Genomic DNA, 23,716 nt, shown 5'->3' with positions numbered 1-23,716 from the left:
CCGGCGAACCGATATGGGAGAAGTCGCATCCTGCGTCGACGCGCCCCGGCTTTCTTGGTCGCCGTGCCGATCGCCGCCGCCGGGGCCGGCGGGTGGGTGACCGACGCGACCTCCTCGGGGGGCGGATCACGGTCGAACCGGGACGGACCGGGCCCGGGTTCGAGCTCGGGGCCGGTGCCGGGCCTCGCTCGGGTCCGCGCCCCGGCCGACCCCGCGCGCCCCGCGCCGGGACGGCTCAGCGGCGGACCGCGCCCGCGGTCAGGGCGATGATCGCCACCAGTACCGCCGGGATCGCCAACGCCGTGGTCAGGCCGGTGCGGTGGGCGATGAAGCCGATCACCGGCGGGCCCGCGAGCAGCCCGAGATAGGCGATGCCGGTCACCCGCGAGATGGCCCAGGCCGCCGGTACGCCGGGGGTGTTCCCCGCCGCGCTGAACGTCACCGGAGCGACCGGGGCCACCCCGACGCCGAACAGCGTGAAGCCGAGCACCGACACCGCCGGCCACGGGGTGACCAGCGCGAGGGTCATGCCCAGCGCGGCGATCAGCGCGCCCACCCGCAACACCCGGACCGGCCCGAACCGTTCGACGACCCGATCACCCGCGAACCGGCCCACCGACATGGCCACCGACATGCCCGCGAAGCCCAACCCGGCGACGCCCGCCGAACTGTCCAACGTCTCGCGCAGATGCACCCCGCTCCAGTCGGCGACCGCCCCCTCGCCGACGAACGAGCACAGCCCGATCAGCGCGAGCAACACCACCGCGCGATAACCCGCGAGCAGCCGGACCAGACCACCCTCGGCCGGCGCCGCCGCTCGATCCGGATCGGCCGCCGACACCGGTTCGCGCACGTGCGGATCGTCCGCGGCGCCCAGCAGCGCCCGCGAGCCCGCCCACACCGCGACCGCGAGCACCCCCGCCATCACCGACAGATGCACCCGGGGTGTGACGCCGAGCGCCGCCGCACCGGAGCCGACCAACGCGCCGAACAGCCCGCCGAGGCTGTAGCCGCCGTGCAGGCTGTTCATGATCGGTCGGCGCAACTGCTGCTCGATCGCCACCCCCTGTGCGTTCGCCGCGACGTCGGTGAAACCCATCAGCGCGCCCAGCACCAACAACCCCACCGCGAGCGAGGGCAGATCCCAGGCGAACGCGGGCAGGAACAGCGCCAGACACCCGCCGGTCACCGACACCCGCGCGACCCGCTTGCTGCCCCACCGTCCGGCGGCGGTCCCGGCGAGCTGGACCGCCACCAGCGCACCCACCGGCGAGCCGAGCAGGGCCAGCCCCAACTGCGCGTCGTCGAGGTCGAGATCCTCCTTGAACTGCGGGATCCGGGCGAGGAAGTCGGCGACCGCCGCGCTGAACGCGAAGAAGACGAACAGCGCCGCGTAGCGCGCCCGGCGCAGCCGCTCGGCGGACAGCTGCCCGGTGGCTTCCCCGGGCGCGCTCACACCGCGCAGGAACCGTCGGCGCACGCGTCGTCGTCACCGGCCGCCGCGGTCGGCGCGGACGACGCGGTGTGCTGCTCCCGTACCTGGTCCCGGACCTGTGCCAACACCTGCAGGAACGTGGACGCCTCCTGGGCACCCTGCACGGCCCACTTGCCCTCGAACACGAACGTCGGCACCGCCGTGACGCCGATCTCCCGGGCCCCGGCGATCTCGCGCCGGACCTCCTCGACGCCCTCGGCGGAGGCGAGGAAGGCGACCACCCGATCCCGGTCCAGACCGGCCTCGACCGCGAACTCGGTCAGCCGGGCGTGGTCGGCGACATTCTCCCCCTCGGTGAAGTACGCCGCGAGGAGGCGATCCTTGAGCGCGGCCTGCGCCGCCGGGCCGTATTCGGTCAGCGCGAGCCACAACACCCGGTGTGCGGTCAGCGTGTTCGCGGACAGCGCGTTGTCGAGGTCGAACGTGATGCCCTCGCCGGCGCCCACCTCGACCAGCCGCGCGTTCATCCCCTCCAGCTCGGCCGCGCCGAACTTGGCGGCGAGTCGCTCGCGCAGCGGCGCGGGCTGCTGCGGCGTGCTCGGGTCCAGTTCGAAGGGGCGGTACGTGACCTCGATGTCCTCGGCACCGGGGAACGCCGCGAGCGCGCGCTCGAAGCGCCGCTTGCCGACATAGCACCACGGGCACGCGATATCGCTGTAAATCTCGACCTTCACTTGCTCTCCAGCTCCCATGGTCACGGCGGCGGACGCACCGGAGTCGAACAACATCGGGGCAGCCGACCCCATTCCCCAACCGACCGTATCGCCGGCCCGCGCCCGGGCATAGCCTGACGGCGCCCGTCGTTCGTCACCCGGAAGCACGCCGCGTCGGCGCGGCGTCACCATCCCGAGGAGCCCTCCGTGGACCAGATAGCCCAGTACCGGCGCGCCGTCGAGGCCTTTCGCCCGCTGCTCGCCGAGGTCGGCGAGGAGCAGTTGGCGCTGTCCTGTCCGTGCGACCAGTGGGACGTACGCGGCCTGCTCGCGCACATCACCGGTGCGCAACGCGGCCTGGCCGCGGCGCTGACCGGGCCGAGCGAGCCGGTCTCCGAGGACCCCCGGGAGGACTTCGAGGCGGTGGTGGAGACGATCCTCGCCACCTTCACCCCCGAGCGGGTGGCCGCCTCGATCAAGACCCCGTTCGGCGAGCGGACCGGCGGTTTCCTGCTCGGACTGGCCACCGGCGACATCTTCGTGCACGCGTGGGACCTGGCCCGGGCGCTGGGCGAGCCGACCGACCTGGACCCCGAACTCGCCGAGACGCTGCTCGACGGGATGCGCGAGACCCTCCCGGACGCGGCGCGCGGGCCCGGGCGGGCGTTCGGCCCGGAGCAGCCGGTCGCCGCCGACGCGCCGGCCGCGGACCGGTTGGCGGCGTTCACCGGCCGCCCGGTGAACTGACCCCCAAAGCGCCCAACCGGCCCGGGACATCCCGGGCAAGCCGCCACGGAAGCGGCAACTGACGGGTCGTCAGGCTGCGCCGAGGGTGGTCGGCGGTGTAAGCACGTCAACGCACACCCCCAGTCGATCGGGAGTATCGATGAGCACGTCGCAGCACGATCACGGCCGGATGGACCCGCCTCGCGTCCAGGAGGTGGCCGACGGCGCCTACGCGTACATCCAGCCGGACGGCACCTGGTGGATCAACAACACCGGCTTCCTGGTCGGTCCGGAAGGCGTCGTCGCGATCGACGGTTGCGCCACCGAGGCCCGCACCCGGACGTTCCAGGAAACCATCGCCAAGCACACCGACGCACCGGTGCGCACACTGATCAACACGCACCATCACGGTGACCACACGAACGGGAACTACCTGTTCGACTCGGCCACGATCGTCGCGCACGAGAACACCCGCACCGAGATACTCAACCTCGGGATAATGGAGGTCGAGTCGATCTGGCCGGGCGTCGGGTGGGGTGGCGTCCGCGCGGTGCCGCCGTTCCTGACCTTCACCGACAGCGTCACCGTGTACGCGGGCGAGCTGCGGGCGCAGGTACGGCACTTCGGGCCGGCGCACACCTCGAACGACTCGGTGGTGTGGCTGGAGGAACAGGGCGTCCTGTACACGGGCGACCTGATCTTCAACGGCGGTACGCCGTTCCTGCTGATGGGCTCGCCGAGCGGCTACCTGGAAGTGCTGGAGCGGATCAAGGAGTTGGGCGCCACGACGCTCGTTCCCGGGCACGGCGAGGTGTGCGGGCCGGAGCAGATCGACTACGCGATCGGGTACACCAACTTCCTCCTCGAGACGGCTCGCAAGGGGCACGAGGCGGGCCTGGACCCGCTGAGCCTGGCGCGGGAGACGGACCTCGGCGAGTACGCGGCGCTGTCCGACTCGGAGCGGATCGTGGGCAACCTGCATCGCGCGTACGCGGAGTTGGCGGGGGTGGAGCGGGCCGGCGCGATCGACGTTTACGCTGCGCTCGGGGACATGGTGACGTTCAACGACGGGAAGCCGCTCAGCTGCTACGCGTGATGTCGCGGGTGGGGTGGCCTCAATCGCCGGCCGGGCTGGTTTTGGCCTCAAACGCCGGCCGGGCTGGTTGACCCGGCCTTCGGCCGAGGTGGCCTCAAGCGCGCCCGAGTGGGCTGGTTTGACCCGGCCTCCGGCCGAGGTGGCCTCAAGCGCCGGCCGGGCTACTTGGCCTCAAACGCCGGCCGGGCTGGATTTTTGCTGCGGTCGCGCTGATCGGCTGGGCTTGGCGGTTGGTTGCGGTCAGGCTGATTGGCTCGGCCGGCTGCGGCTTGAGGCCGGTCGGGTTGCTCGGCTTTGTGCGCCGGTTGGGCTGCGTTTGCAGTCCGGCCGGCGCTTTGGCGTTTTTGGGGCTTCCGGTGGGTGGAAGGTGGCCGGTCGGGCGTGGGGGTGGGTGCGTAGCTTCGGGGGACGGTGGGTTGGTGGTTGGGAGTGGAGGCGGGATGGACAAGGTGGTGGGGGCGGCCGGGGCCGCGGTGGCCGATATTCCGGATGGGGCCTCGATCGCGGTCGGGGGGTTCGGGCTCTGTGGGATTCCGGCCGTGTTGATCCAGGCGTTGTACGCGCAGGGGGCCGGCGATTTGCGGGTCGTGTCGAACAACTGCGGGGTGGATCGGTGGGGGCTGGGGATCCTGCTGCATGCCGGCCGGATCTCCCGCGCCACCGGCAGCTACGTGGGGGAGAACAAGGAGTTCGCCCGGCAATACTTGTCGGGGGAGATCGAGCTCGAGCTGACTCCTCAGGGGACGTTGGCCGAGCGGCTGCGGGCCGGCGGGTGTGGCATACCGGCGTTCTTCACCCCGGCCGGGGTCGGTACGCAGGTGGCCGACGGTGGATTGCCGTGGCGCTACGACGCGGCGGGCAACGTGGTGGTGGCATCGCCGAAGAAGGAGGTGCGTACCTTCGGCGGGGTCGAATACCTCCTGGAGGAATCGATCACCACCGACTTCGCGCTGGTTCGGGCCGCCCGCGGCGATCGGCACGGGAATCTGGTCTTCGACAAGTCGGCGCGCAACTTCAACCCGCTCGTGGCGATGGCCGGCCGGATCACCGTGGCCGAGGTCGAGGAACTGGTCGAACCGGGTGAACTCGACCCGGACGCCGTGCATTTGCCCGGGGTGTTCGTGCAGCGCGTGGTGGCGCTGACCGCGGCCCAGGTGGCCGAGAAGCAGATCGAGAAGACCACGATCAGCGTGCCCTCGGCGCGCGGGACGGTGCACGACTGATGGCCTGGAGCAGGGACGAGATGGCCGCGCGGGCGGCGGCCGAGCTGATCGACGGCTCCTACGTGAACCTCGGGATCGGGCTGCCCACCCTGGTGCCGAACCACGTCCCGGCCGGGGTGCACGTGGTGCTCCAGTCGGAGAACGGGCTGCTGGGGGTGGGACCGTATCCCACCGAGGCCGAGGTGGACGCCGATCTGATCAACGCCGGCAAGGAGACCGTCACGGTGCTGCCGGGCGCCTCCTTCTTCGACTCGGCGCTGTCCTTCGGGATGATCCGAGGCGGCCACATCGACACCGCGATCCTGGGCGCGATGCAGGTGAGTGCGGCCGGCGACCTGGCCAACTGGACCGTGCCCGGCAAGATGATCAAGGGCATGGGCGGCGCGATGGACCTCGTACACGGCGCCCGTCGGGTGCTCGTACTGATGGAACACGTGACCCGGACGGGCGAGTTCAAGATCGTCGACGAGTGCTCGCTGCCGCTCACCGGCAAGCGCTGCGTCCAGCGGATCATCACCGATCTGGCGGTGCTCGACGTGACGGACCGCGGCCTGGTCCTGGTCGAGACGGCCCCGGGGGTCGGTGCGGACGAGGTGCGGGCGAAGACCGGCGCGAAGCTGCTGCCCGTCGCCGCCGACTCGCCCACCGGTTAGGCCGGCCGCACCCGTTCCGGTCGTCGGTGTGATCATTTGGCCATGATCATTTGGCGGTTCCGGAACAAGGAGTGCTCGGCATGAAGTTCGCCACCTTTGAGCTGGCCGGTTCGACCCGTTGCGGAGTGGTGGCCGCCGCCGGCGACACCGTCGTACATCCGCTGCCGGTGGGCGAGACGTTGCTCGGCCTGATCGAGCGCGGCGCCGAGGCACTGCGCGCGGCGGGTGAGCGGGCGTTGGCGGAGCCCGCGGTGCCGGTTGCCGACGTACGGCTCCTGCCGCCGCTCCAGCCGCCCACCGTACGCGACTTCATCGCGTTCGAGGAGCACGTCGAGGGGGCCATGAAAACCGTCCAGGGACCGGACGCGACCGTGGTGTCGGAGTGGTACGAGCTGCCCACCTTCTACTTCACCAACCCCTACGCGATCATCGGCGCCGGCGACCCGGTACCGATGCCGCCGGGGTCGGCCGTACTCGACTTCGAGTTGGAGGTCGGCATCGTGGTCGGCCGCGCGGGCAAGGACCTGACGGTGGAGCAGGCGGCCGAGCACATCATCGGCTACACGATCTTCAACGACTGGTCCGCGCGCGACCTCCAGGCCCGCGAGATGCGAGTCGGCCTGGGCCCGTGCAAGGGCAAGGACAGCGCGACCACGCTCGGCCCGTGGCTGGTGACGGCCGACGAGTTCGACCGGTATCGGGACGCGGACGGCTTCCTGGACGTGGCGCTGCGCGCGTCGGTCAACGGAGTCGAGGTCGGCCGGGACTCGCTGGTCAACATGGGCTGGCCGCCCGCCGAACTGGTCGCCTACGCGTCGCGCGGCACCTGGATCCGCCCGGGCGACGTATTGGGCACCGGCACCTGCGGCAACGGTGGTTGCCTGGGCGAACTGTGGGGCCGGGGCCGGGAGTTGCCGTCGCTGCAACCCGGTGACACGGTCGTGCTCACGGTCGAGGGGATCGGCACGCTGAGCAACACGGTGGTCGAGGGCGCCGCACCGCAGCCGATCCCGGCCGCACGCAAGCGCCCGCGCACCCGCCGGGACGCCTTCGACGCGTAGCGGGCGGGTGCTGCCGGCCGGGCGATCACCCGCCCGGCCGGCGGCACTTGCCCACGACGTCCCGGTGGTCAGCCGTTCAGGTACGCGAGTACCGCGAGCACCCGCCGGTGTCCCGTGTCGTCGGGGGCCAGACCGAGCTTGGCGAAGATGTTGCGGATGTGCTTGTTGACCGCGCCCTCGGTGATCACCAGGAGCCGGCCGATGTCGAGATTCGACCGACCCTCCGCCATCAGCCCGAGCACCTCACGTTCGCGCGGGGTGAGTTCGCGCAGCGGATCGTCGGAGCGGCGGCGGACCAGGAGTTGGGCCACCACCTCCGGATCCATCACCGTGCCGCCCGCCGCCACCCGGCGCAGCGCGTCGGCGAACTCGCCCACGTCGCCCACCCGTTGCTTGAGCAGATAGCCGGTGGCCCCGCGCCCGTCGGCGAGCAACTCGGCCGCGTAGCGGTCCTCGACATAGGCCGACAACACCAGTACGGGCAACCCCGGTCGGCGCCGCCGGGCCTCGATCGCGGCGCGCAACCCCTCGTCCCGGAAGTCCGGTGGCAGCCGGACGTCGACGATCGTGACGTCGGGGGCATGCCTGGCCACGGCGGCCAGGAAGTCCGTACCGTTGTCCACCGCCTCGGCCACCTCGAAACCCTCGCCGGCCAGGATCAGCGTGAGCCCCTCGCGCAGCAGCGCGTCGTCCTCGGCGATCACCACCCGCACGGCAACTCCGCCCGCAGCCGGGTCGGCCCGCCCGCCGGGCTGGTCATCGTCACCACGCCGTCCAGCGCCGCCGCGCGCCGCCGGATGCCCAGCAGGCCGCCACCGCCCGCGTGTTCGTCCGCGCCGCCGCGCCCGTCGTCCTCGACCTCGATCACCAGCGTGTCCTCCCTGTGTGCCAGCCGGACCGTGACGTGTTCGGCGCCGCTGTGCTTGGCCACATTGTTCAACGCCTCGGCGACGATGAAGTACGCGGCGGTCTCCACGGCGGCCGGCGCCCGGCCCAATCCGGCGGTGTCCACGACGCAGGGCACCGGGCAGCGCGCGGCCAGCGCGGCGGCGGCGCCGTCCAGGCCGCGTTCGTCCAGGATCGGCGGATAGATGCCGCGGACTGCCTCGCGCAACTCGTCCAGCGCGTCGGTCGCGGCCCGCCGGGCGCGCAACACCAGCGGGAGGGCCTGCGCCGGATCGCGTTCCAGGCTCCGCTCGATCAGCCCCAGATGCATCACCACGGCGAGCAGGCGGTTTTGCGTACCGTCGTGCAAGTCCCGCTCGATCCGCCGCAGTTCGGCGGCGTGCGCGTCCAGCGCGGCGGCCCGGCTCGCGGTCACCTCGGCCAGCCGCTCGGCGACCGACCGACCCGCGGGTGGAGTGAGCAGCGGGCGGGTCAGCCGCGCCTGGCCGTCGAGCAGGACCGGTACCAGGGTGGCGGCGAGCGCGGCGACCAGCACGCCGATCGGGAGCATCGCCGCCGCCCTGGGCCACGAGTCGACGGCGAAGCCGACGCCGGAGGGCGGCTGGCCCGGAATGGCCCACCACCACAGCGGCATGGTGAGTTCATTGACCGCGGCCAGGGTCAGGCCCAGGCCGAGCGCGCCGGCGCCGAGCCCGGTCAGCGCGTGTACCGGCAGCCAGCACAGATCGCGCAGGCCGGCCCGGTCGGTGAGGGCGATCCGCGCGCGGGCGGGCCCGGACCCGTCGAGCGGGCGATAGCGCTCCGGCACGGGCGGGCCGCCGAGGACCGCGCCGACCCGCCGACGCTCGATCCCGGCCAGCGCGCGCACCCCACGCAGCGCCGGGAACAGCAGGGGGATGCCGATGCCCACGAGGCAAAGCGCGGCGACCAGGACGAGCACGGGCAGGGCGAGCAGGGCAACCAGCCCGGTGCCGGCGGCCTGCGCGAGTCGGCGTAGTCGGGTGGGGAGGGCCTGGAGTTCGCCATGGAGGCGGGCGGGGAGTCGGTGGAACGCGGTGGAGGGTGGAGCAGGAGGGGGCGGGGACACGGGGCACCTCCTTCCGGGGCCGGTTCATCGTTGCCGTTGCCATGGTCGCCGTCGCCTCGTCCGACCGGCAGCCGGGGCGTGGGTGTTCCGATGGTGGTACGCGCACCACCATCGGAACGGGCGTGGGCGGGCTGCCCACGGGCCGCCTCCGGATTCTACGTTTGTGCAGGTCGACGACCCGGCGTAGGACGAGGCGGTCGGCGTGTACACGGAAGTGAACGGAACGGAAGTGAAGGGAGTCGCAGATGAGCCGAGGAAGGTCCGGACGCCGATCGGTGGAGCGTTCGTCGTGGTCGTGGTTGCCATGGCTGCTCGCGCTCGTGGTGGTCGTCAACGTGCTGCTCACGGTGTGACGGTCGGGACGACGGCTTGCGGGTGCGAAGGCGAGTGCGACTGAGACTGCGCCTGCGGCTGCGGCTGCGGCCTCCGGGTGGGGTCGAGTACCCATAGGAACAGCGCGAGGACGGCGAAGCCCGCGCCGAGCAGGCATACCGCGTACCAACCGGCCGCCGCGTACAGCGCGGTCGAGGCGATCGCGCCGGTCGCGCTGCCGATCGAGTAGCAGATCATGTAGCCGCCGATCAGCCGACTGCCCGCGTCCGGGCGGAGCGGATAGATCAACGTCTGATTGGTGACGTGTACCGCCTGGACGGCCATGTCGAGCAGGATCGTGCCCAGGACCAGCGCCCACAGCGATTGACGGGTGAAGGCCAGCGGCAGCCAGGACAAGGTCAGCACGACCAGCGCGATGCCGGTGAGCCGGTGTGCGTGACCCCGATCGCTGAGCCGACCGGCCGGGATCGCGCCCAGTGCACCGGCGGCACCGGCCAGGCCGAACGCGCCGATCGCGGTATGCGACAGGGACAACGGCGGCTCGCTCAGCGGCAGCGCCATGCTGCTCCACAGCGTGCTGAAGGACGCGAAGATCAGCAGCGCGAAGCCGGCCCGGATCCGGAAGAGGCGTTCCTCGACGAACAGGGCCAGTGTCGAGGCGACGAGCTTGCGGTAGGGGAGCGCAGGAGTGCCGGCGGCGGGCGGGCGCGGGAGTACGCGATGCAAGGTCACGGCCAGGAGCAGAGCCAGCGCGGCGGAGCACAGGTATACCCACCGCCAGCCCGCCAGATCGGCCAGCGTGCCGGAGACGGTGCGGGCGAGCAGGATGCCGATCACCACGCCGCTGGTGACCGCGCCGACCACCCGCCCACGCTGCGCCGGGGCGGCGAGCGAGGCGGCGTAGGCGACGACCGCCTGGGTGACCACGGCCAGGAGGCCGACGGCGATCATCGCGACGAACAGCAGGGCGGCTTGACCGGCCAGTCCGACGGCGGTCAACGCGGCGGCGAGCAGGGCGAATTGGCCGACGATCAGGCGCCGCCGATCGATCAGGTCGCCGAGCGGGACGAGCAGGAACAGGCCGAATCCGTAGCCGACCTGGGTGAGCGTGACGACCAGACCGACCGTGCCGGCGGCGAGGCCGAGGTCGTGGCCCATGGTCACCAGGAGGGGCTGGGCGAGGTAGACGTTGGCGACGGCGACGCCGGCGGCGATCGCGAAGAGGAGGATGAGCGGTCGAGAGATCTGGTTGCAATTTGCCACCAGATGACGGTAAGCGAATTTGGTAGCATGTTGCAACCGCAAGGTTCGCGGGTTCGCGGGTTCGCGGGTTCGCGGGTTCGCGGCCTCGCGGCCTCGCGGCTTCGTGGTCGAGAGTTCGAGAGTTCGAGAGTTCGAGCGGAAGGCGAGTCATGGTGCAGCGGACGCGGTTCGACGAGAGTTCGTGTCCGGTGGCGCGGTCGGTGGACGCCATCGGCGACTGGTGGTCGCTGCTGATCGTGCGCGATGCGTTCGACGGCAGTCGGCGGTTCGGCGAGTTCCAGCGCAGCCTGGGCGTGGCCAAGAACATCCTGACCACACGACTGCGCGCGCTGGTGGCCGGCGGCATCCTGGAGACGGTGCCCGCGTCGGACGGGAGCGCGTACAACGAATACGTACTGACCGCGAAGGGGCGCGACCTGTTCACCGTGATCGTCGCGCTGCGGCAGTGGGGCGAGGCGCACTACTTCGACCCGGACGAACCCCAGTCCAGACTGCTCGACTGCCGCGAGGGCCGCCCGCTGCGCCCCCTGGAGGTACGCGCCGCGGACGGCCGCCCGATCCGCCCGGAGGACACCGAGGTGGAGCGGGTCCAGCGGGTCGACCTCAAGCCCCCGACGCCTCCACGTCGGGTTCCTTGAGCCCCTCGAGCCCCTCGGGCCCCTTGAACTCCCGGAGCCCGAGGAGCCCGAGCAGATCAAAGAACAAATGTTGCACAAACGGATCCCGCTTGAGGCCGAGCAGTTCCAGGATCGGCTCGGGCCGCACGTCGTAGCCGGCCGCCGCCGCCCACCGCACCGCCGCCGCGGCCACACGCGGCCGATCCTCCTCCAGCCACGCCGCGGCCTCGTCCCGGAAGCGGCCGAAGTCGCCGCGCCCGTACGCCCTTTCCCACCGATCGTGGGCAAGCTGCGACGCGGCCGAGCCGGGGTCGAGCCAGCCCTCCCAGAAGTCGTCCGTCCCGCTCAGCCCCTGGACATGCGCGACATCGCTCTCGAACACCCCGCAGACCAACACGGGGGAGCCGGTCCGAGCGGCGAGGTCGGTCAACCACGGCCCCTGGAAGGCGTACGGATCCTCGAAGTGCCGCACATGCACCGCACGCCACCCGTCGAGATACGCCCACTCGCCGTATACCGGATGCCCGTCCCCGCCGACGAAGGGCGCCAGGTCCGCGAGCGGCGAGTCCGCGCGTAATACGACGATGTCCCCGTTGAATCCCATGGTCCACCCCTTCGGTCGCGATGTCCGTTGGACTTCAACGTAGATACCGCGTCCGACAACCGACCGGCTGCCACCACTGCGCGGGGACGCCCCGCAGACGGCTCGACACGCGAACCTACGGCAGGCTGGGAAGCGAGGCGGCATTCGAGTAAAGTAAGATCCAATCTAACTAAGATTGAATCTTAGTAGGATCGAATCCATGTTTTCACGAGCGCGGGAAGTGGAGCTGCCGATGGACTTCACAGGCAGGTCGGCCGACCTGGAGCAGTTGGACCGGCAACTGCGCCTGGTGGCGGACGGCACGGGTGCCACCCGCGGGCAGGCCGTGATCGTGACCGGGAGGCGCCGGGTGGGGAAGTCTCGCCTGGTGCAGGAATTCTGCGACCGGTCCGGGACGCCCTACGTGGTCTTTCAGGCGACCCGGGGCCGCAATGCGGTGGCCGAGCGGGCGGACTTCGCCGCGACGCTCGGGTCTTCCGCGCTGTCCGGGGCGGAGCTGGTGGCCGGGCTCCGGGTTGCCGACTGGAACCAGGCGCTGCGTTCGCTTGCGGTTGCGGTGCCGGCCGATGCTCCGAGTATCGCGGTGATCGACGAGGTGCCGTGGCTGGTCGAACAGGACGGGGAATTCGAAGGGGCATTACAGACGGTCTGGGACCGTCATCTGTCCGCCAAGCCGGTTCTGCTCGTCCTGGTCGGCAGTGACATGTCGGTGATGGAGGCGTTGCAGTCGTACGGCCGTCCGTTCTTCGGCCGGGCGGCGAAGATGACCGTACGGCCGCTGCACCTGGCCGATGTACAGGCGATGACCGGTCTCGACGCGGCGGATGCGGTGGACGCGCAGCTGATCACCGGCGGATTCCCGGAGATCGTCCAGTCGTGGCGGCAGGGCATGAGCCGAGTGGACTTCCTGCGCGAGGCGGTGGCCAATCCGCTGTCGCCACTGTTGGTGGCGGGTGAGCTGTCGTTGCTCGGCGAGTTCCCCGAGGCGTCCCGCTCGCGGGCGGTACTGGAAGCCGTGGGCAGCGGCGAACGTACGTTCTCCACGATCGCAGCGCAGGCCGGTGGGGCGGGCGCACTGCCCGCCGGCACGCTGTCCCCGCTGCTGAATACGCTGCTCGCCAAGCGCGTGCTGGCGGCCGACCTGCCGCTGTCGACCAAGGCGGACACCAAGAACAAGCGCTACCGCGTCGCGGATCCGTATCTGCGGTTCTGGCTGGCCTTCCTGCAGCGCGGGATCCCGCTCATCGAGCGAGGTCGCGGCGATGTCGCCCTGGAACGGATCGAACGTTCCTGGACGAGTTGGCGGGGCCGCGCCGTCGAGCCGGTCATCCGTGAGTCGCTGCTGCGTCTGCTGCCCGATGAGCGGTGGATCGATACCGAGGCGGTGGGGGGTTGGTGGAACCGGCAGAACAACCCCGAGATCGACCTGGTGGGCGCGGACCGCGACCCCGTGGCGGGTGTCGTGCACTTCGTCGGCTCGGTCAAGTGGCTGGAGTCCCAGCCGTTCGGCCGACATGACTACGACGCGCTGGCCCGCGACATGCTCGCGGTCCCCGGCGCCGAGCCGAGCACACCACTGGTGGCGGTCTCCCGCTGCGGCGTCCGGGACGATCTGCCGTTGGCGGCGCGGTGGGGTCCGGAAGACCTCGTTCGGGCCTGGCGGTAGCCGCCGCCGTGCCGGATGCCCTCACCGTCCCGCTCCCTATGCGTTCGGGGTGCCCTGCCCGCGCCATTTGCCGATGTGGCGGGCGTGGCTGGGGAGTTCGGTGCGGCCGGTGCTCCACAGGAGGGTCGGCCAGGGGGCGAAGCCGGTGGGGGCGGCGGGGAACATCCGGGTCGGGACTCGGGTGCAGACCTCCGGGTCGGGTTCGTAGGCCAGGTGCAGTCCGGCGGCCAGGTCGTGCATGTGGACCATCACCTCGACCATGCCCATCGCGGCGAAGCCGTCCGGGTCGGCGATGCCGTTTCCCCATCCGGCGAGTCATACCGGGGTGGGGTGCCGGGGCGCAGGTCGACTCGGGCGAGGATGGGGGCATGACGAAGATCATGCCGATGTTCGCCGACCATGCGGACCAGGTGCTCGAGATCTACGGACTCGGCATCGACACCGGGGATGCCACGTTCGAGGAATGTGCGCCCGACTGGTCCGTCTTCGACGCCGGCAAGCTCCCTGCCCACCGCTTCGTCGCACTCGACGAGACCACGGGTGTGGTGCTCGGCTGGGTGGCGGCGAGCCCGACATCCAAGCGCCCGGTCTATGCGGGTGTGGTGGAAACCTCGGTCTACGTCCACCCCGCCGCCTTTGGCCGAGGCGTGGGCCGCGCCCTGCTCGAGGCCCAGATCACCTCGACGGAGGCAGCCGGCATCTGGACCATCCAGGCCGGCATCTTCCCGGAGAACACCGCGAGCCTGTCCCTGCACACGACCCTCGGCTTCCGCACCATCGGCACCCGCGAACGTATAGCCCGCCACCACGGCCAATGGCGCGACGTAACCCTGCTGGAACGGCGCAGCCGGATGGTGGACTGACCGCGGCGCCACCTTCGCCCGGCGAAGTAGGTGGAGGGTCACCCTCCGGATGTGTTTCGGACGTTACCCGACGGTCCGTCAGATCCCGGTCCCGGTATGCCTTGACCTCTTCGTCGACCGGTGAATAATCGACTTCGGTTGTAGTGACCAAGGATGTGAGTGTTCGGCTTGGGGTGGGCCGGTCCGGGGCGCGGCGAAGACACCTCGCGGCGGGCCGTCCGCTCGGAACGAGGAGACGGTACATGCGCGCGATCCTGCACACCGCCACGGGCGCCGAGATCCGGGACGACGTCACCGTACGTGACCCCGAGGCCGGTGAGGTCCTGGTACGGATCGTCGCGACCGGGGTCTGCCACAGCGACGTCAGCGTGCTGGGGGGCGTGATCGAGTGGCCGACGCCGTCCGTGCTCGGGCACGAGGGCGCCGGCATCGTGGAGAAGGTCGGCGCGGGCGTCGCCACCGTCGCGCCCGGCGACCACGTGGTGATCACCACGATCGCCGCGTGTGGGATGTGTCGGCACTGCCAGACCGGTCACCCCAACCGCTGTCGCCAGACGCTGGGCAATCGGGACACGCCGTTCGCGATCGGCGCCGAGCCGGTGTGGAACTTCGCCGGCGCGTCCACGTTCGCCGAGTTGACCCTGGTCAAGGAGATCCAGTGCGTGTCCATCCCCAAGGACGTGCCGCTGACCTCCGCGTGCCTGGTCCCGTGCGGCGTGGTCACCGGCGCAGGCGCGGTGCTGAACCGGGCCGACGTGCGGCCCGGCCAGACCGCCGCGGTGATCGGCCTCGGCGGGGTCGGTCTGTCCGCCGTCCAGGCGCTGCGGCTCAAGGGCGCCGGCCGGGTGGTCGGCATAGACACGGTGCCCGGCAAGTTCGAGTTGGCCGGCAAGTTCGGCGCGACCGACTTCGTCAAGTCGGGGAAGGACGTCGACGTCGCGGACGAGATCCGCACCCTGTTCCCGTACAGCGACGAGGTCAAGGTCGGCGTGTTCGGCGCGGGCGGCGTGGACTGGATCTTCGAGTGCACCGGCATCCCGGCCGTACTGGAGAACGCCCTGGAGGCGCTGGACTGGGGCGGCACGCTGATCGCCGTCGGCCAACCCTCGCAGACCGCGACCGCCACGATCCGGATCGCCAACCTGCTCCAGTGCGACCGCGGCATACTGGGTACGCGGGCCGGCGGCGTGCGGCCGCACGAGGACATCCGGGCGATCGTCGAGCTGTACCGCCAGGGCAAGTTCGACCTCGACGCACTGGTGTCCAAGGTCTACCCGGCCGACGGCTTCCACGACGTCCTCGACGACATGCACCACGGGCGGATCGCGCGCGGGGTCATCGCGTTCTGAGACCGCCCGGAGCGAGGTGCGGAGCCTGGGGTCGTCCGGTCGGTACACATCGCGTTGCCGGTCGAATCGGGTGTCTCGTTGCTCGAACACCTGTGGTTGACCGAGCTCGGCGAGACGATGGCGCGGGCGGCTACCTATTCGTGCCTGCCGTGTGTATCGCCGCTTTCGGTCACCGGCGCAACAGGCAGCCCCATCAATCCGGTTGCCATTGTCTGATCGTCTGACGACTGACATAGTCCATGGGCAGGTCGTCTCGGTCTCGTTTCCTCCGTCGGGACCGAGGCGACCGCTTATGCCGAGCCCGCCGTGGCCCGGCCCACCGCGCGGATCAGGCGCGGAAATTCCGCCTCCGGAAGATCCGTCGAGGCGCCCGGCGCGCACAATGCGGCACATTCGCGGAATCGCTCGACGGACCCGGAATCCGGCCGGAGTTATGCACGTTATCGCACAGTATTAAATTGACGCAGTCAAGGACTGCTATCATGGTCGGGTGAACTCCACCGAAAACGTCGAAGCGATCCAGCGGGCGCTGGAGGCCCTGCTTCGGCGCCACGCCAGCCGCCGAGTGTACGCGGGCCAGGCCGCCGCGGCGGGCGCGACCATCTCGCAGCCCGCCTATGTGCTGCTGCGCCGCATCGAGAAGCAAGGCCCGCTCCCCATGGGGGAGTTGGCCCGGATGACGAACATGGACCCCGGCGCCACCGCGCGCCAGGTGGGTCAGTTGGAGCGGGACGGCTATGTACGGCGCTCGCCCAGCCCCGACGACGGCCGGGTCAGCCTCGTCTCGCTGACGCCGCGCGGCGACTCGGTCCGGCGTCGGCTCAACGACGTGATGGATCGCCGGATGAGCGAGATGCTGGATCGCTGGAGCGACGAGGACCGCGAGACGTTCGCCACGCTGCTTCAGCGATTCGTCGAGGAAATGGCCCAGGGCGAGATTCCGGCCGTCGTGGAGGATACAGCCGTCTGAGCCCAAGCCTCCTGACTATTCGTCATATCCCAAATTGCCAGGGCCTCTTCTTGTAAGGGGCCCTGGCAATTTGACGTTCTCGGTGAATTGCGGCGCGCGGTGCCTTGAAGCGCGGGATGCCGTCGACCCGTGCGGTGGTGGCGCCGGGGGCGGTGGCCCCGGGGCGGCGGTGCCCGCGTCCGCGCAATCGGCGAAGCGTGGCCGGCCGGGTCTGCGCCGATCAAACCACTTTACTTGACGTACTTCACTTGACGTACTTCACCTGTAGTGCTCTACTTGCAGCACTTCGGGGCGAGAGCCGCGAGGAGCGCGAGAGCGGCGAGTACCGCGAGAGCGGCGAGTACCGCGAGAGCGGCGAGTACCGCGAGGAGGGAGTACGAGACATGCGTCAGAATCCGGCCCGTCGGGCCGCGTTGCTCGACGGTGCCATCGAGGTGCTCGCCCGTGAGGGCGCGCGCGGGCTGACCCAGCGCGCCGTCGACAAGGAGGCGGCGGTGCCCATCGGTACCGCGTCCAACTACTTCCGCAACCGCGACGATCTGCTCGTCCAGGCGGGCGTCCGCGTCTACGAGCGGCTCAGGCCGGACGAGGACGCGCTCGCCGAGATGTTCGACCGGGCGCGGGACGCCGAGTCGTACGGCGCGATGTTGCGGGAGAGCGTCGGCCGGATCGCTGCTTTCCCCTCCGGGCATCTGGCGCTGCTCGAACTGCGGTTGGAGGCCACCAGGCGGCCGGAGTTGCGTACGTTGCTCACCGAGCGGGTCCGCGCCGACATCGACGAGAACGTCACCCGGCACGAGGCCGCGGGCCTGCCCGGCGGTGCGACCGCCGTCCGGCTGATGTACCTCGCGATGAACTGGCTGATCGTCGAACAGCTCACCCTGCCGGACGTCTTCACGGACGCCGAGCGCGACGAACTGGTCACCGGGGCAGTGCAGCGCCTCGTCGCCCCGTTCCGCCCCGTTGCCAAGTGACACCCCACCACCCCCACCACCATCCACCGATCGGCAAAGGACCCCTGTTGCGCAAGCTCGTCTACTTCGTCGCCGCCACGCTGGACGGTTTCATCGCCGGTCCCGACGGCTCCGACCCCACCGGTCCCGGCGGCTTCTGGTCCCCGTCCGAGGACTACATCCGGCACCTCGTCGAGGAGTATCCCGAGACCCTGCCCACCCCGGCCCGGGCCGCACTCGGCATCACCGCCGAGGGCACCCGCTTCGACACCGTCGTCGAGGGCCGCAAGAGCTACGAGATCGGCCTCGCGGTCGGGGTGACCAATGCCTTCGCCCACCTCAGGCACCTGGTCTTCGCCCGAACGCTGACCGAGAGCCCGGACCCCGACGTCGAACTCGTCGCCGGCGACCCGGTGGCGAAGGTACGGGAACTGAAGCGCGCCGACAGCGGCAAGGACATCTGGCTCGTCGGCGGCGGCGAGCTGGCCGGCGCCCTGCACCCCGAGATCGACCGCATGATCGTCAAACTCAGCCCGCTCACCATCGGCACCGGCATCCCCCTCTTCGGCCGCACCGCCGGCTTCGCCCCCACGACCTGGGAACTCACCGAACACACCACCCTCAAAGGCGGCGCGGCCTTCCTCACCTACGACCGCAACCCGGCCACCTCGGAGCCCGCCACGAGGTAGCGGCGGGGGTGCGTCCCGGCCAATACCCGCGCCACGTAGAGCCGTTGTCCGGCTCGCGGGTGAGGATGCCGAGGAGGGCGGGGTCCGCGGCGAGGGCGACGTCGCGGCCGGTGGCGAGGCGGCCGTTGCCCTGCGAGATGTTCCAGTCGGTCGGCGGAGGACGGGACTTCACCGCCTCTTGTACCGGGCCCGCTTGTACCGGATCTTCAACCGTCCGAACTGCATCGACCCGGTGATGCGCACGCGCGGTCCGTTCTTGCGGGCCGTGCGGGGAGGTTTGTGGGACGGCTGCTTCCAGACGGTCTCCAGGTCCTCGAACTCGACGACCGCATCGCGCGGCAGCGTGATCCGGGCTCTGCCGGTGTTCAGCCGCAACTCGATGTCGATCGACGGATACTCGATGATCGCCTGGGAAAGGTCGAGGTCCACGCGCCCGAAGGGCGATTCGATCGTCAGGACCCGAGGCACGCGCCACGGACCGCGCCGCTTGATGCGCCCGGCCATGACCGAGATCTTGACGGCCGGCCCGGTGTCCTTTTCCGGCAACGAGGAGAGGACGGGCACCAGTTCGCCGGGCGTGGTGGCGGTGAGCGCCACTTCGAGGTGCTCGTCCATTTCCTCTCGCGCGAGATGGCCGTCGGCGAAGGCCTCCTGTAGGCGCTGCACGGCTTCGTCGCGGTCGGCTTCACTGATCCGCTGCGGTACGCGATCGGGCGTCGACGTCACCCGATCACTCTAACCCGGTGAACACACCCCGAGTGGACCGAACTTGCACTCAGTGTGAACACGGGTCGGATGCCCATGATCGGTGCGATGCCGCCGACGTCAGCCGTCGCGGCGGGTGATCTCCGTGGGCGTGGGCGTGGGCGTCCAGACGCGCGGGATCGATTTCCGGGACGACGGGCTCGGCCACGGCGGTGTCGCGCACGTGCGGTCGGCTCGGGGGTTCTTCGGGGCTCGGTAGGCGGCCACGATCGGGCGGTGGCCCTGAGGGTTCGGGTCTGGTCGTTGTCCTCGCCCTTGTCGCCGAGTTGCGAGCTGTCGGCAGCCGGGGAAGCCGGCAGCCGCAGGACTCGGGCCCGCGATACCGACGCCGGCCCGCGCCCGTACTCGTGTTGCGAAATCCGCGACCACAACCGGCCTACTGCCAGCCGAGGTTCAGCGGAGCCACGGCGACCGGAGCGGTCGGGGCCGAAGCAACGGGCGGCGTGTTCGGGAGTACCTCGGTGTCCGCGTGGGCCGTCGTGGTGATGGTGAGGGCGGCAACGGCGAGGCCGAGGACCGCGGTGGCCTTGGTGATCGTGTTTCGGCGCATGGCAAAGCCCCTTGGCAGCGATGGGAAGGAGGCAAAACCGATCCGGAAGCGGTCCGCGGTGCCGCGCCGGTGGAGGTTTGCCACCGGCGGTCTCCCGGCCGGCGATCAACAGCTTCGCCGCCGGACGTCGGCCCTGTCAGCAATCCGCCGGGGCCGGAAACGGCCTTGGCACAAGCCGTCCACGCCGGTTGAGCGCACGGTCGGGGACATGCGAAAGGCGCCGCCGATTCCGTCTCGACGACGCCTTGCCCGGCCCCGGAGGTCCGGGGGTCCCGGAGGTCCGGGGGTCCCGGAGGTCCTGGAAGTCCGGAAGTCCGGAAGTCCGGAGCGGTCAGGATCCGCCCCGCTCCTGCGGGTCACACCAACCGCGCTGTGCGGCGTACACGCCGGCCTGGAACCGGCTGCGGGCGCCCAGGAGTTCCATCAGATCGGCGGCGATCCGGCGGGCCGTGCGCGGCGACACGCCGAGTCGTTTCGCGATCGCCTCGTCGGTGAGGCCCTTGCCCAGCAACCTGAGTGCTTCGGCTTCCTGGGCGGTCAGCCCGCGCACGTCGCGGACCTGGACCTCGCCGAGCGGAGTCGCCGTCGTCCACAGGGTCTCGAAGAGGGCGCACAGCGCGGTGATCGTGCCGTGGCCGTGCAGGACGAGCGCACCGCGGGCGGTGTCGTCGCCGTCCACCGGTACGAGCGCGACCCGGCGGTCGATGATGATCATCCGGACCGGCAGTGACGGCACCGTACGGACCTGCCCGCCCTGACCGGCCAGCCAGTTCGCGTACGCGATGCTCGGCGGACTGTTGCGGACGCTGTCGAGGTACAGGCTTCGCATTCGTACGCCGCGCGCCAACACCTCGGCGTCCAGTGGCTTGGACGCCTCCATGTTCTCCATGGTCTGCGCCCCGTCCGGCGAGAAGGACATCACCTCCGCGTCGATCTCGCGCGTCAGTTCGGCGATCCGGTCGCGGATGCGATCGAGCCCGAGGAGTTGTTCCACGTCGGGGGTTCGGTCGGCGGGGCGAAGGTCGGCGTACTGGGCGATCAGCTGCGCCGCCGCGGCCCGGGACTCCGCCACGCGCTGTTGCTGGGAGGCCAGTTCGGCCTGCTGTCGGGCGAGCAGGACCTCCATGCCCAGGTCCGGGCTGATCGCCCGCAGCTGGCCGGGACGCTCGTGCCAGGGCCGCAGCAGGGCCAGTTCGCTGAGCCGATCGAGGGCCGCCCGTACCTGCGGCTCGGACATCCCCGTGCGCCGCGCGAGGTCGGTGACGCCCTCCTCCGGAGCCACGAGCATCGACCGGTAGATGTGCTCGCAATCCGCATCCAGGCCGAGTTGGTCCAGCATCGACGCCCCTCCTGTACGGCAGGTCCCCACCCGCTCGGAACGATTCTGCCAAGACAAACCATCGCGTTGATAGCTTTCCTTTCGATCTCTTTCGTCACGTGTCCGCTTTCGGCCATGGCACAAACCGTCCATGTCGGTCGCACCCGAAGACGAACACGCCGGCCGCACGCTCGAAGGATGTATCTCATCCACGCGCGGCTGCGCCCGCGCGCAGGCCGGGCGCTTCATGACGACACCGGCACGCTCGTGTTGTCCTCGGCCCGTCCCGGGGAGGGAATCGAGCACGTGGCCTTCCATCCCGACGCGAAACCGCTCCCGGTGCTGGGTCTGTTCGTCACGGCGGACTCGCTCGCCGCCGCCGAGGCCACCGCCCTCGCCGTCTGTCGGCGGGCGATCCGGGAGCAGGACGCGCTGCGCGGGATCGATGTGGTCGGCTGCGCCGCGCCGTTGGTGACGGCGTATTACGAGCACCTGGTGTACGGGCGCGACGACGTCCCCTGAGGTACCCCGAGCGGCCTCTGGGTAGGTAGGCGTGCCGACCTGATCCCGCGGATCCCTTGATCTGGTCAAGGATTCGGCCTACCGTCCCAGGGTGATCCAGTTCGCCATTCACGACGGTGTCGCCGTTGTCACGCTCGATCGGCCGGAGCGGCTGAATGTGTTCTCCAGGGGGATGGGTGTCGCCCTGGGGGAGGCGTACGCCCGTTGCGATGCGGATGATGCGGTGCGGGTGGTGGTGCTGACCGGTGCGGGGCGGGCGTTTTGTGCCGGGGCCGACATGTCGCCGGCTGCGGACACGTTCGCGGGGCCGGGGCCGGGGCCGGGGCCGGGGGTGCGGGCAGCCGGAGCCGGAGCCGGCGGTGGGGCGCGGGGGTTCAGCGCGTCACCGGTGCGGCCGCCCGCCTGGGCCGTGCGCAAGCCGGTGATCGCGGCGGTGAACGGGCACGCGATCGGCATCGGGTTCACCTTGGCGATGCAGTGCGACATCCGGATCGTGGCCGAGGACGCCAAGCTCGCGATCCCGCAGGTACGCCGCGGCATGGTGCCTGACGCCCAGTCACACTGGACGGTGCCGACCGCGGCCTCCCGGGCGGTGGCCGCCGACATCCTGTTGACCGGGCGTACGTTCCGCGGCAGCGAGGCACTTGCCCTCGGGCTGGCTTCGCGCGCGCTGCCCGCGGCGGAGGTACTTCCCGCCGCACTCGAGATCGCCCACGACATCGCCACCAACGTGCACCCGGTGTCCGCCGCGCTGACCAAACGCCTCCTGTGGGCGGACGCCGGTCCGGATGAGGTCGAACGACTGGAAACCGCCTACCACCGTGTCCTGATGGGTACCGACGACGCGCGCGAGGGTCCGCGCGCCTGGTCGGAACGGCGCGCGCCGCGCTGGACCGGCACGGTCACCGGCGCGTGGGACCGTGTACTCGAAGCGGAATCCGCGGAATCCTCTGTACGGGAGAACAAGTGACGCCCCCTCAGCTCGATGTCATGGCAGCCGGCCTCACCCTGCGCGGTATGCAACGTGCCGCCGCCGCCACCGAGCGGGCCGGCTTCGACGGGCTATGGCTCACCGAAGGCGGCCGAACCGCGTACACCGCCGCCACCGCGGCGGCCCTGGCCACCGAGAGCCTGACCGTCGGCACCGGCATCGCGGTCGCGTTCGCCCGCAGTCCGATGGTCACCGCGTCGGCGGCGTGGGAGTTGGCCGAGGCCACCGGTGGCCGGTTCGTACTGGGACTCGGCACCCAGGTACGCCCGCACATCGAGCGGCGCTACTCGGCCGAGTTCGACCAGCCGGGGCCGCGACTGCGCGAGTACGTCGGCGCGTTGCGGGCGATCTGGGCGGCGTTTCGGGGTGAGGAACGGCTGCGGTTCAAGGGGGACTTCTACCGGTTCACCCTGATGACGCCCGAGTGGACGCCGGGCGGCTCGATCCCGGACCCGCCGATCTACCTGGCCGGGGTCAACCCGTGGATGTTGCGGATGATCGGCGAGGTCGCCGACGGGCTGCACGTGCACCCGCTGCACAGCGTGCGCTACGTCGAGGAGGTGGTCCGCCCCCAACTGGCCGCCGGCGGCGCGGGCGAGGACTTCGCGCTGGTGTGCCCGGTGATGACGGCGACCGGCGACACCGACGAGGAGATCGAGGCCGAACGGGACAGGTTGCGCCTGCGGTTGGCCTTCTACGGCTCGACGCCGGGCTACGCCAAGGTCTTCGAGACCCACGGCTGGGACGACCTGCAACCCCGCCTGCACCGCCTCTTCGCCGCCAAGGACCGCCCCGGCATGGCCGCCGCGATCACCGACGAGATCCTCGACACCCTCACGGTGAGCGCCCCGTGGGACGGCCTGGCCCAGGCCCTGATGACCCGCTACCGAGGCGTCGCAACCCGAGTCGTGGCCTACTCCGCAGTAAGCACCTGGCGCGAGAACCCGGACGCGGTGGAACGCTGGGCGGGGGTGGCGGGGGCGTTCCACGAGTTGGGGTAAGGGGGGCGGGCGGGGAGGGCGGGGAGGTTGGGCCGGGCGGGCTGGACTGGGTGGGCCGGACTGGGTGGGCCGGGCGGGATAGGTGGGTGGGCTGACTGGGTCGGCTGGGTCCGTTCGGCTTGGGTGATTCGTGGTCGGGGGCGGTTGGCTGCTTGGCGTCGTGGTGTTGGGCTGGTGTGGGGTTGGCCCTGGGTCCGTTCGGCGGGGCCGGGTCGTGGCGGCTGCCCGCGTCTCGTCGTTGCTCGTCCCCTCCGGGGCCGGGTTTTGCTTGGTGCTTCGCATCCGTTGTTGCCCGTCCACTACGTGGCCGTTACTGCCCTGGTCGGCTTCCCCGATTCGTGGTCGGGGGCGGTCGGCCGCTT

General features: G+C 70.8%; 25 protein-coding genes. 15 read left to right on the top strand and 10 right to left on the bottom strand.

Going from position 1 to position 23,716, the window contains the following annotated elements:
• Window positions 1-235 precede the first annotated feature (235 nt).
• Both ABIA38_RS41035 and ABIA38_RS41030 read right to left on the bottom strand, forming a co-directional pair.
• Entirely contained in the window at window positions 236-1,456 is a 1,221-nt protein-coding gene (locus tag ABIA38_RS41035) for an MFS transporter (RefSeq protein ID WP_424644094.1), read from the bottom strand.
• Window positions 1,453-2,169: a DsbA family oxidoreductase gene (locus ABIA38_RS41030; protein WP_424644093.1), complete on the bottom strand. Its 717-nt coding sequence runs from the start codon at window positions 2,167-2,169 to the stop codon at window positions 1,453-1,455. Before ABIA38_RS41030 ends, ABIA38_RS41035 begins: the two co-directional genes overlap by 4 nt.
• Window positions 2,170-2,355: 186 nt before the next feature.
• On the opposite strand from ABIA38_RS41030, the gene ABIA38_RS41025 reads away from it, so the two are divergent.
• The 5 genes from ABIA38_RS41025 (at window position 2,356) to ABIA38_RS41005 (ending at window position 6,907) form a co-directional block, all read left to right on the top strand.
• Window positions 2,356-2,895, top strand: a complete 540-nt coding sequence (locus ABIA38_RS41025; RefSeq protein ID WP_424644092.1) for a TIGR03086 family metal-binding protein — start codon at window positions 2,356-2,358, stop codon at window positions 2,893-2,895.
• Window positions 2,896-3,034: 139 nt separating this feature from the next.
• Complete coding sequence (locus ABIA38_RS41020; RefSeq protein ID WP_424644091.1) at window positions 3,035-3,970, top strand: MBL fold metallo-hydrolase; 936 nt, start codon at window positions 3,035-3,037, stop codon at window positions 3,968-3,970.
• Window positions 3,971-4,410: 440 nt separating this feature from the next.
• Window positions 4,411-5,193, top strand: coding sequence for a CoA transferase subunit A (locus ABIA38_RS41015; protein ID WP_424644090.1), 783 nt, complete (start codon window positions 4,411-4,413; stop codon window positions 5,191-5,193).
• On the top strand, window positions 5,193-5,846 hold the full coding sequence (locus ABIA38_RS41010; RefSeq protein ID WP_424644089.1) for a CoA transferase subunit B: 654 nt from the start codon (window positions 5,193-5,195) through the stop codon (window positions 5,844-5,846). Before ABIA38_RS41015 ends, ABIA38_RS41010 begins: the two co-directional genes overlap by 1 nt.
• A gap of 80 nt (window positions 5,847-5,926) precedes the next feature.
• The gene (locus tag ABIA38_RS41005; RefSeq protein WP_424644088.1) at window positions 5,927-6,907 is read left to right on the top strand and encodes a fumarylacetoacetate hydrolase family protein; all 981 of its coding nucleotides are present in this window, start codon (window positions 5,927-5,929) and stop codon (window positions 6,905-6,907) included.
• 68 nt (window positions 6,908-6,975) lie between these two features.
• Here ABIA38_RS41005 and ABIA38_RS41000 read toward each other — a convergent pair whose 3' ends face one another.
• The 3 genes from ABIA38_RS41000 to ABIA38_RS40990 form a co-directional block, all read right to left on the bottom strand.
• The gene (locus ABIA38_RS41000; protein ID WP_424644087.1) at window positions 6,976-7,620 is read right to left on the bottom strand and encodes a response regulator; all 645 of its coding nucleotides are present in this window, start codon (window positions 7,618-7,620) and stop codon (window positions 6,976-6,978) included.
• On the bottom strand, window positions 7,608-8,900 hold the full coding sequence (locus ABIA38_RS40995) for a sensor histidine kinase (protein ID WP_424644086.1): 1,293 nt from the start codon (window positions 8,898-8,900) through the stop codon (window positions 7,608-7,610). The genes ABIA38_RS41000 and ABIA38_RS40995 overlap by 13 nt, the downstream gene beginning before the upstream one ends.
• A 342-nt stretch (window positions 8,901-9,242) precedes the next feature.
• Window positions 9,243-10,496: an MFS transporter gene (locus ABIA38_RS40990; protein ID WP_424644085.1), complete on the bottom strand. Its 1,254-nt coding sequence runs from the start codon at window positions 10,494-10,496 to the stop codon at window positions 9,243-9,245.
• Between the two features lie 149 nt (window positions 10,497-10,645).
• Here ABIA38_RS40990 and ABIA38_RS40985 point away from each other — a divergent pair, with 149 nt between their 5' ends.
• Complete coding sequence (locus ABIA38_RS40985; protein ID WP_424644084.1) at window positions 10,646-11,134, top strand: winged helix-turn-helix transcriptional regulator; 489 nt, start codon at window positions 10,646-10,648, stop codon at window positions 11,132-11,134.
• Here the strand turns inward: ABIA38_RS40985 and ABIA38_RS40980 are convergent.
• Window positions 11,100-11,717 (bottom strand): hypothetical protein, encoded by a 618-nt coding sequence (locus tag ABIA38_RS40980; RefSeq protein ID WP_424644083.1) that lies wholly within the window; start codon window positions 11,715-11,717, stop codon window positions 11,100-11,102. The genes ABIA38_RS40985 and ABIA38_RS40980 overlap by 35 nt on opposite strands.
• A 232-nt stretch (window positions 11,718-11,949) precedes the next feature.
• Between ABIA38_RS40980 and ABIA38_RS40975 the strand changes: the two genes are divergently transcribed.
• Window positions 11,950-13,383 carry an ATP-binding protein gene (locus ABIA38_RS40975; RefSeq protein ID WP_424644137.1) on the top strand — a complete coding sequence of 478 codons (1,434 nt, stop codon included), beginning with the start codon at window positions 11,950-11,952 and terminating at the stop codon, window positions 13,381-13,383.
• A 36-nt stretch (window positions 13,384-13,419) separates the two neighbouring features.
• On the opposite strand, the gene ABIA38_RS40970 is transcribed toward ABIA38_RS40975, so the two are convergent.
• Window positions 13,420-13,632, bottom strand: a complete 213-nt coding sequence (locus ABIA38_RS40970; RefSeq protein ID WP_424644082.1) for a hypothetical protein — start codon at window positions 13,630-13,632, stop codon at window positions 13,420-13,422.
• A 119-nt stretch (window positions 13,633-13,751) separates the two neighbouring features.
• Between ABIA38_RS40970 and ABIA38_RS40965 the strand changes: the two genes are divergently transcribed.
• The 5 genes from ABIA38_RS40965 to ABIA38_RS40945 all read left to right on the top strand — a co-directional run bounded on the left by ABIA38_RS40965 (window position 13,752) and on the right by ABIA38_RS40945 (window position 18,207).
• Window positions 13,752-14,246 carry an N-acetyltransferase family protein gene (locus ABIA38_RS40965; protein WP_424644081.1) on the top strand — a complete coding sequence of 165 codons (495 nt, stop codon included), beginning with the start codon at window positions 13,752-13,754 and terminating at the stop codon, window positions 14,244-14,246.
• Window positions 14,247-14,488: 242 nt separating this feature from the next.
• A complete protein-coding gene (locus tag ABIA38_RS40960; RefSeq protein WP_424644080.1) occupies window positions 14,489-15,595 on the top strand; it encodes an alcohol dehydrogenase catalytic domain-containing protein in 1,107 nt (368 codons plus the stop codon).
• Between the two features lie 490 nt (window positions 15,596-16,085).
• Window positions 16,086-16,565, top strand: coding sequence for a MarR family winged helix-turn-helix transcriptional regulator (locus tag ABIA38_RS40955; protein WP_424644079.1), 480 nt, complete (start codon window positions 16,086-16,088; stop codon window positions 16,563-16,565).
• A 383-nt stretch (window positions 16,566-16,948) separates the two neighbouring features.
• Window positions 16,949-17,539, top strand: a complete 591-nt coding sequence (locus ABIA38_RS40950) for a TetR/AcrR family transcriptional regulator (protein WP_424644136.1) — start codon at window positions 16,949-16,951, stop codon at window positions 17,537-17,539.
• Between the two features lie 47 nt (window positions 17,540-17,586).
• Complete coding sequence (locus ABIA38_RS40945; protein ID WP_424644078.1) at window positions 17,587-18,207, top strand: dihydrofolate reductase family protein; 621 nt, start codon at window positions 17,587-17,589, stop codon at window positions 18,205-18,207.
• Between the two features lie 168 nt (window positions 18,208-18,375).
• On the opposite strand, the gene ABIA38_RS40940 is transcribed toward ABIA38_RS40945, so the two are convergent.
• From ABIA38_RS40940 to ABIA38_RS40930, 3 genes are all read right to left on the bottom strand, one after another.
• Entirely contained in the window at window positions 18,376-18,933 is a 558-nt protein-coding gene (locus ABIA38_RS40940; protein ID WP_424644077.1) for a DUF1707 SHOCT-like domain-containing protein, read from the bottom strand.
• Window positions 18,934-19,348: 415 nt separating this feature from the next.
• A complete protein-coding gene (locus ABIA38_RS40935) occupies window positions 19,349-19,522 on the bottom strand; it encodes a hypothetical protein (protein ID WP_424644076.1) in 174 nt (57 codons plus the stop codon).
• Between the two features lie 331 nt (window positions 19,523-19,853).
• Entirely contained in the window at window positions 19,854-20,861 is a 1,008-nt protein-coding gene (locus ABIA38_RS40930; protein WP_424644075.1) for a helix-turn-helix domain-containing protein, read from the bottom strand.
• 177 nt (window positions 20,862-21,038) lie between these two features.
• On the opposite strand from ABIA38_RS40930, the gene ABIA38_RS40925 reads away from it, so the two are divergent.
• The 3 genes from ABIA38_RS40925 (at window position 21,039) to ABIA38_RS40915 (ending at window position 23,354) form a co-directional block, all read left to right on the top strand.
• The gene (locus tag ABIA38_RS40925) at window positions 21,039-21,362 is read left to right on the top strand and encodes a hypothetical protein (RefSeq protein ID WP_424644074.1); all 324 of its coding nucleotides are present in this window, start codon (window positions 21,039-21,041) and stop codon (window positions 21,360-21,362) included.
• 91 nt (window positions 21,363-21,453) lie between these two features.
• Window positions 21,454-22,332, top strand: a complete 879-nt coding sequence (locus ABIA38_RS40920; RefSeq protein WP_424644073.1) for an enoyl-CoA hydratase/isomerase family protein — start codon at window positions 21,454-21,456, stop codon at window positions 22,330-22,332.
• A complete protein-coding gene (locus tag ABIA38_RS40915; RefSeq protein WP_424644072.1) occupies window positions 22,329-23,354 on the top strand; it encodes a TIGR03617 family F420-dependent LLM class oxidoreductase in 1,026 nt (341 codons plus the stop codon). Before ABIA38_RS40920 ends, ABIA38_RS40915 begins: the two co-directional genes overlap by 4 nt.
• Window positions 23,355-23,716 lie beyond the last annotated feature (362 nt).

The organism is Embleya sp. AB8, from assembly GCF_049739465.1.
Classification (GTDB): domain Bacteria; phylum Actinomycetota; class Actinomycetes; order Streptomycetales; family Streptomycetaceae; genus Embleya.
Note: the sequence above shows the minus strand (reverse complement) of the source record. Positions and strands in the feature narration are given on the sequence as shown.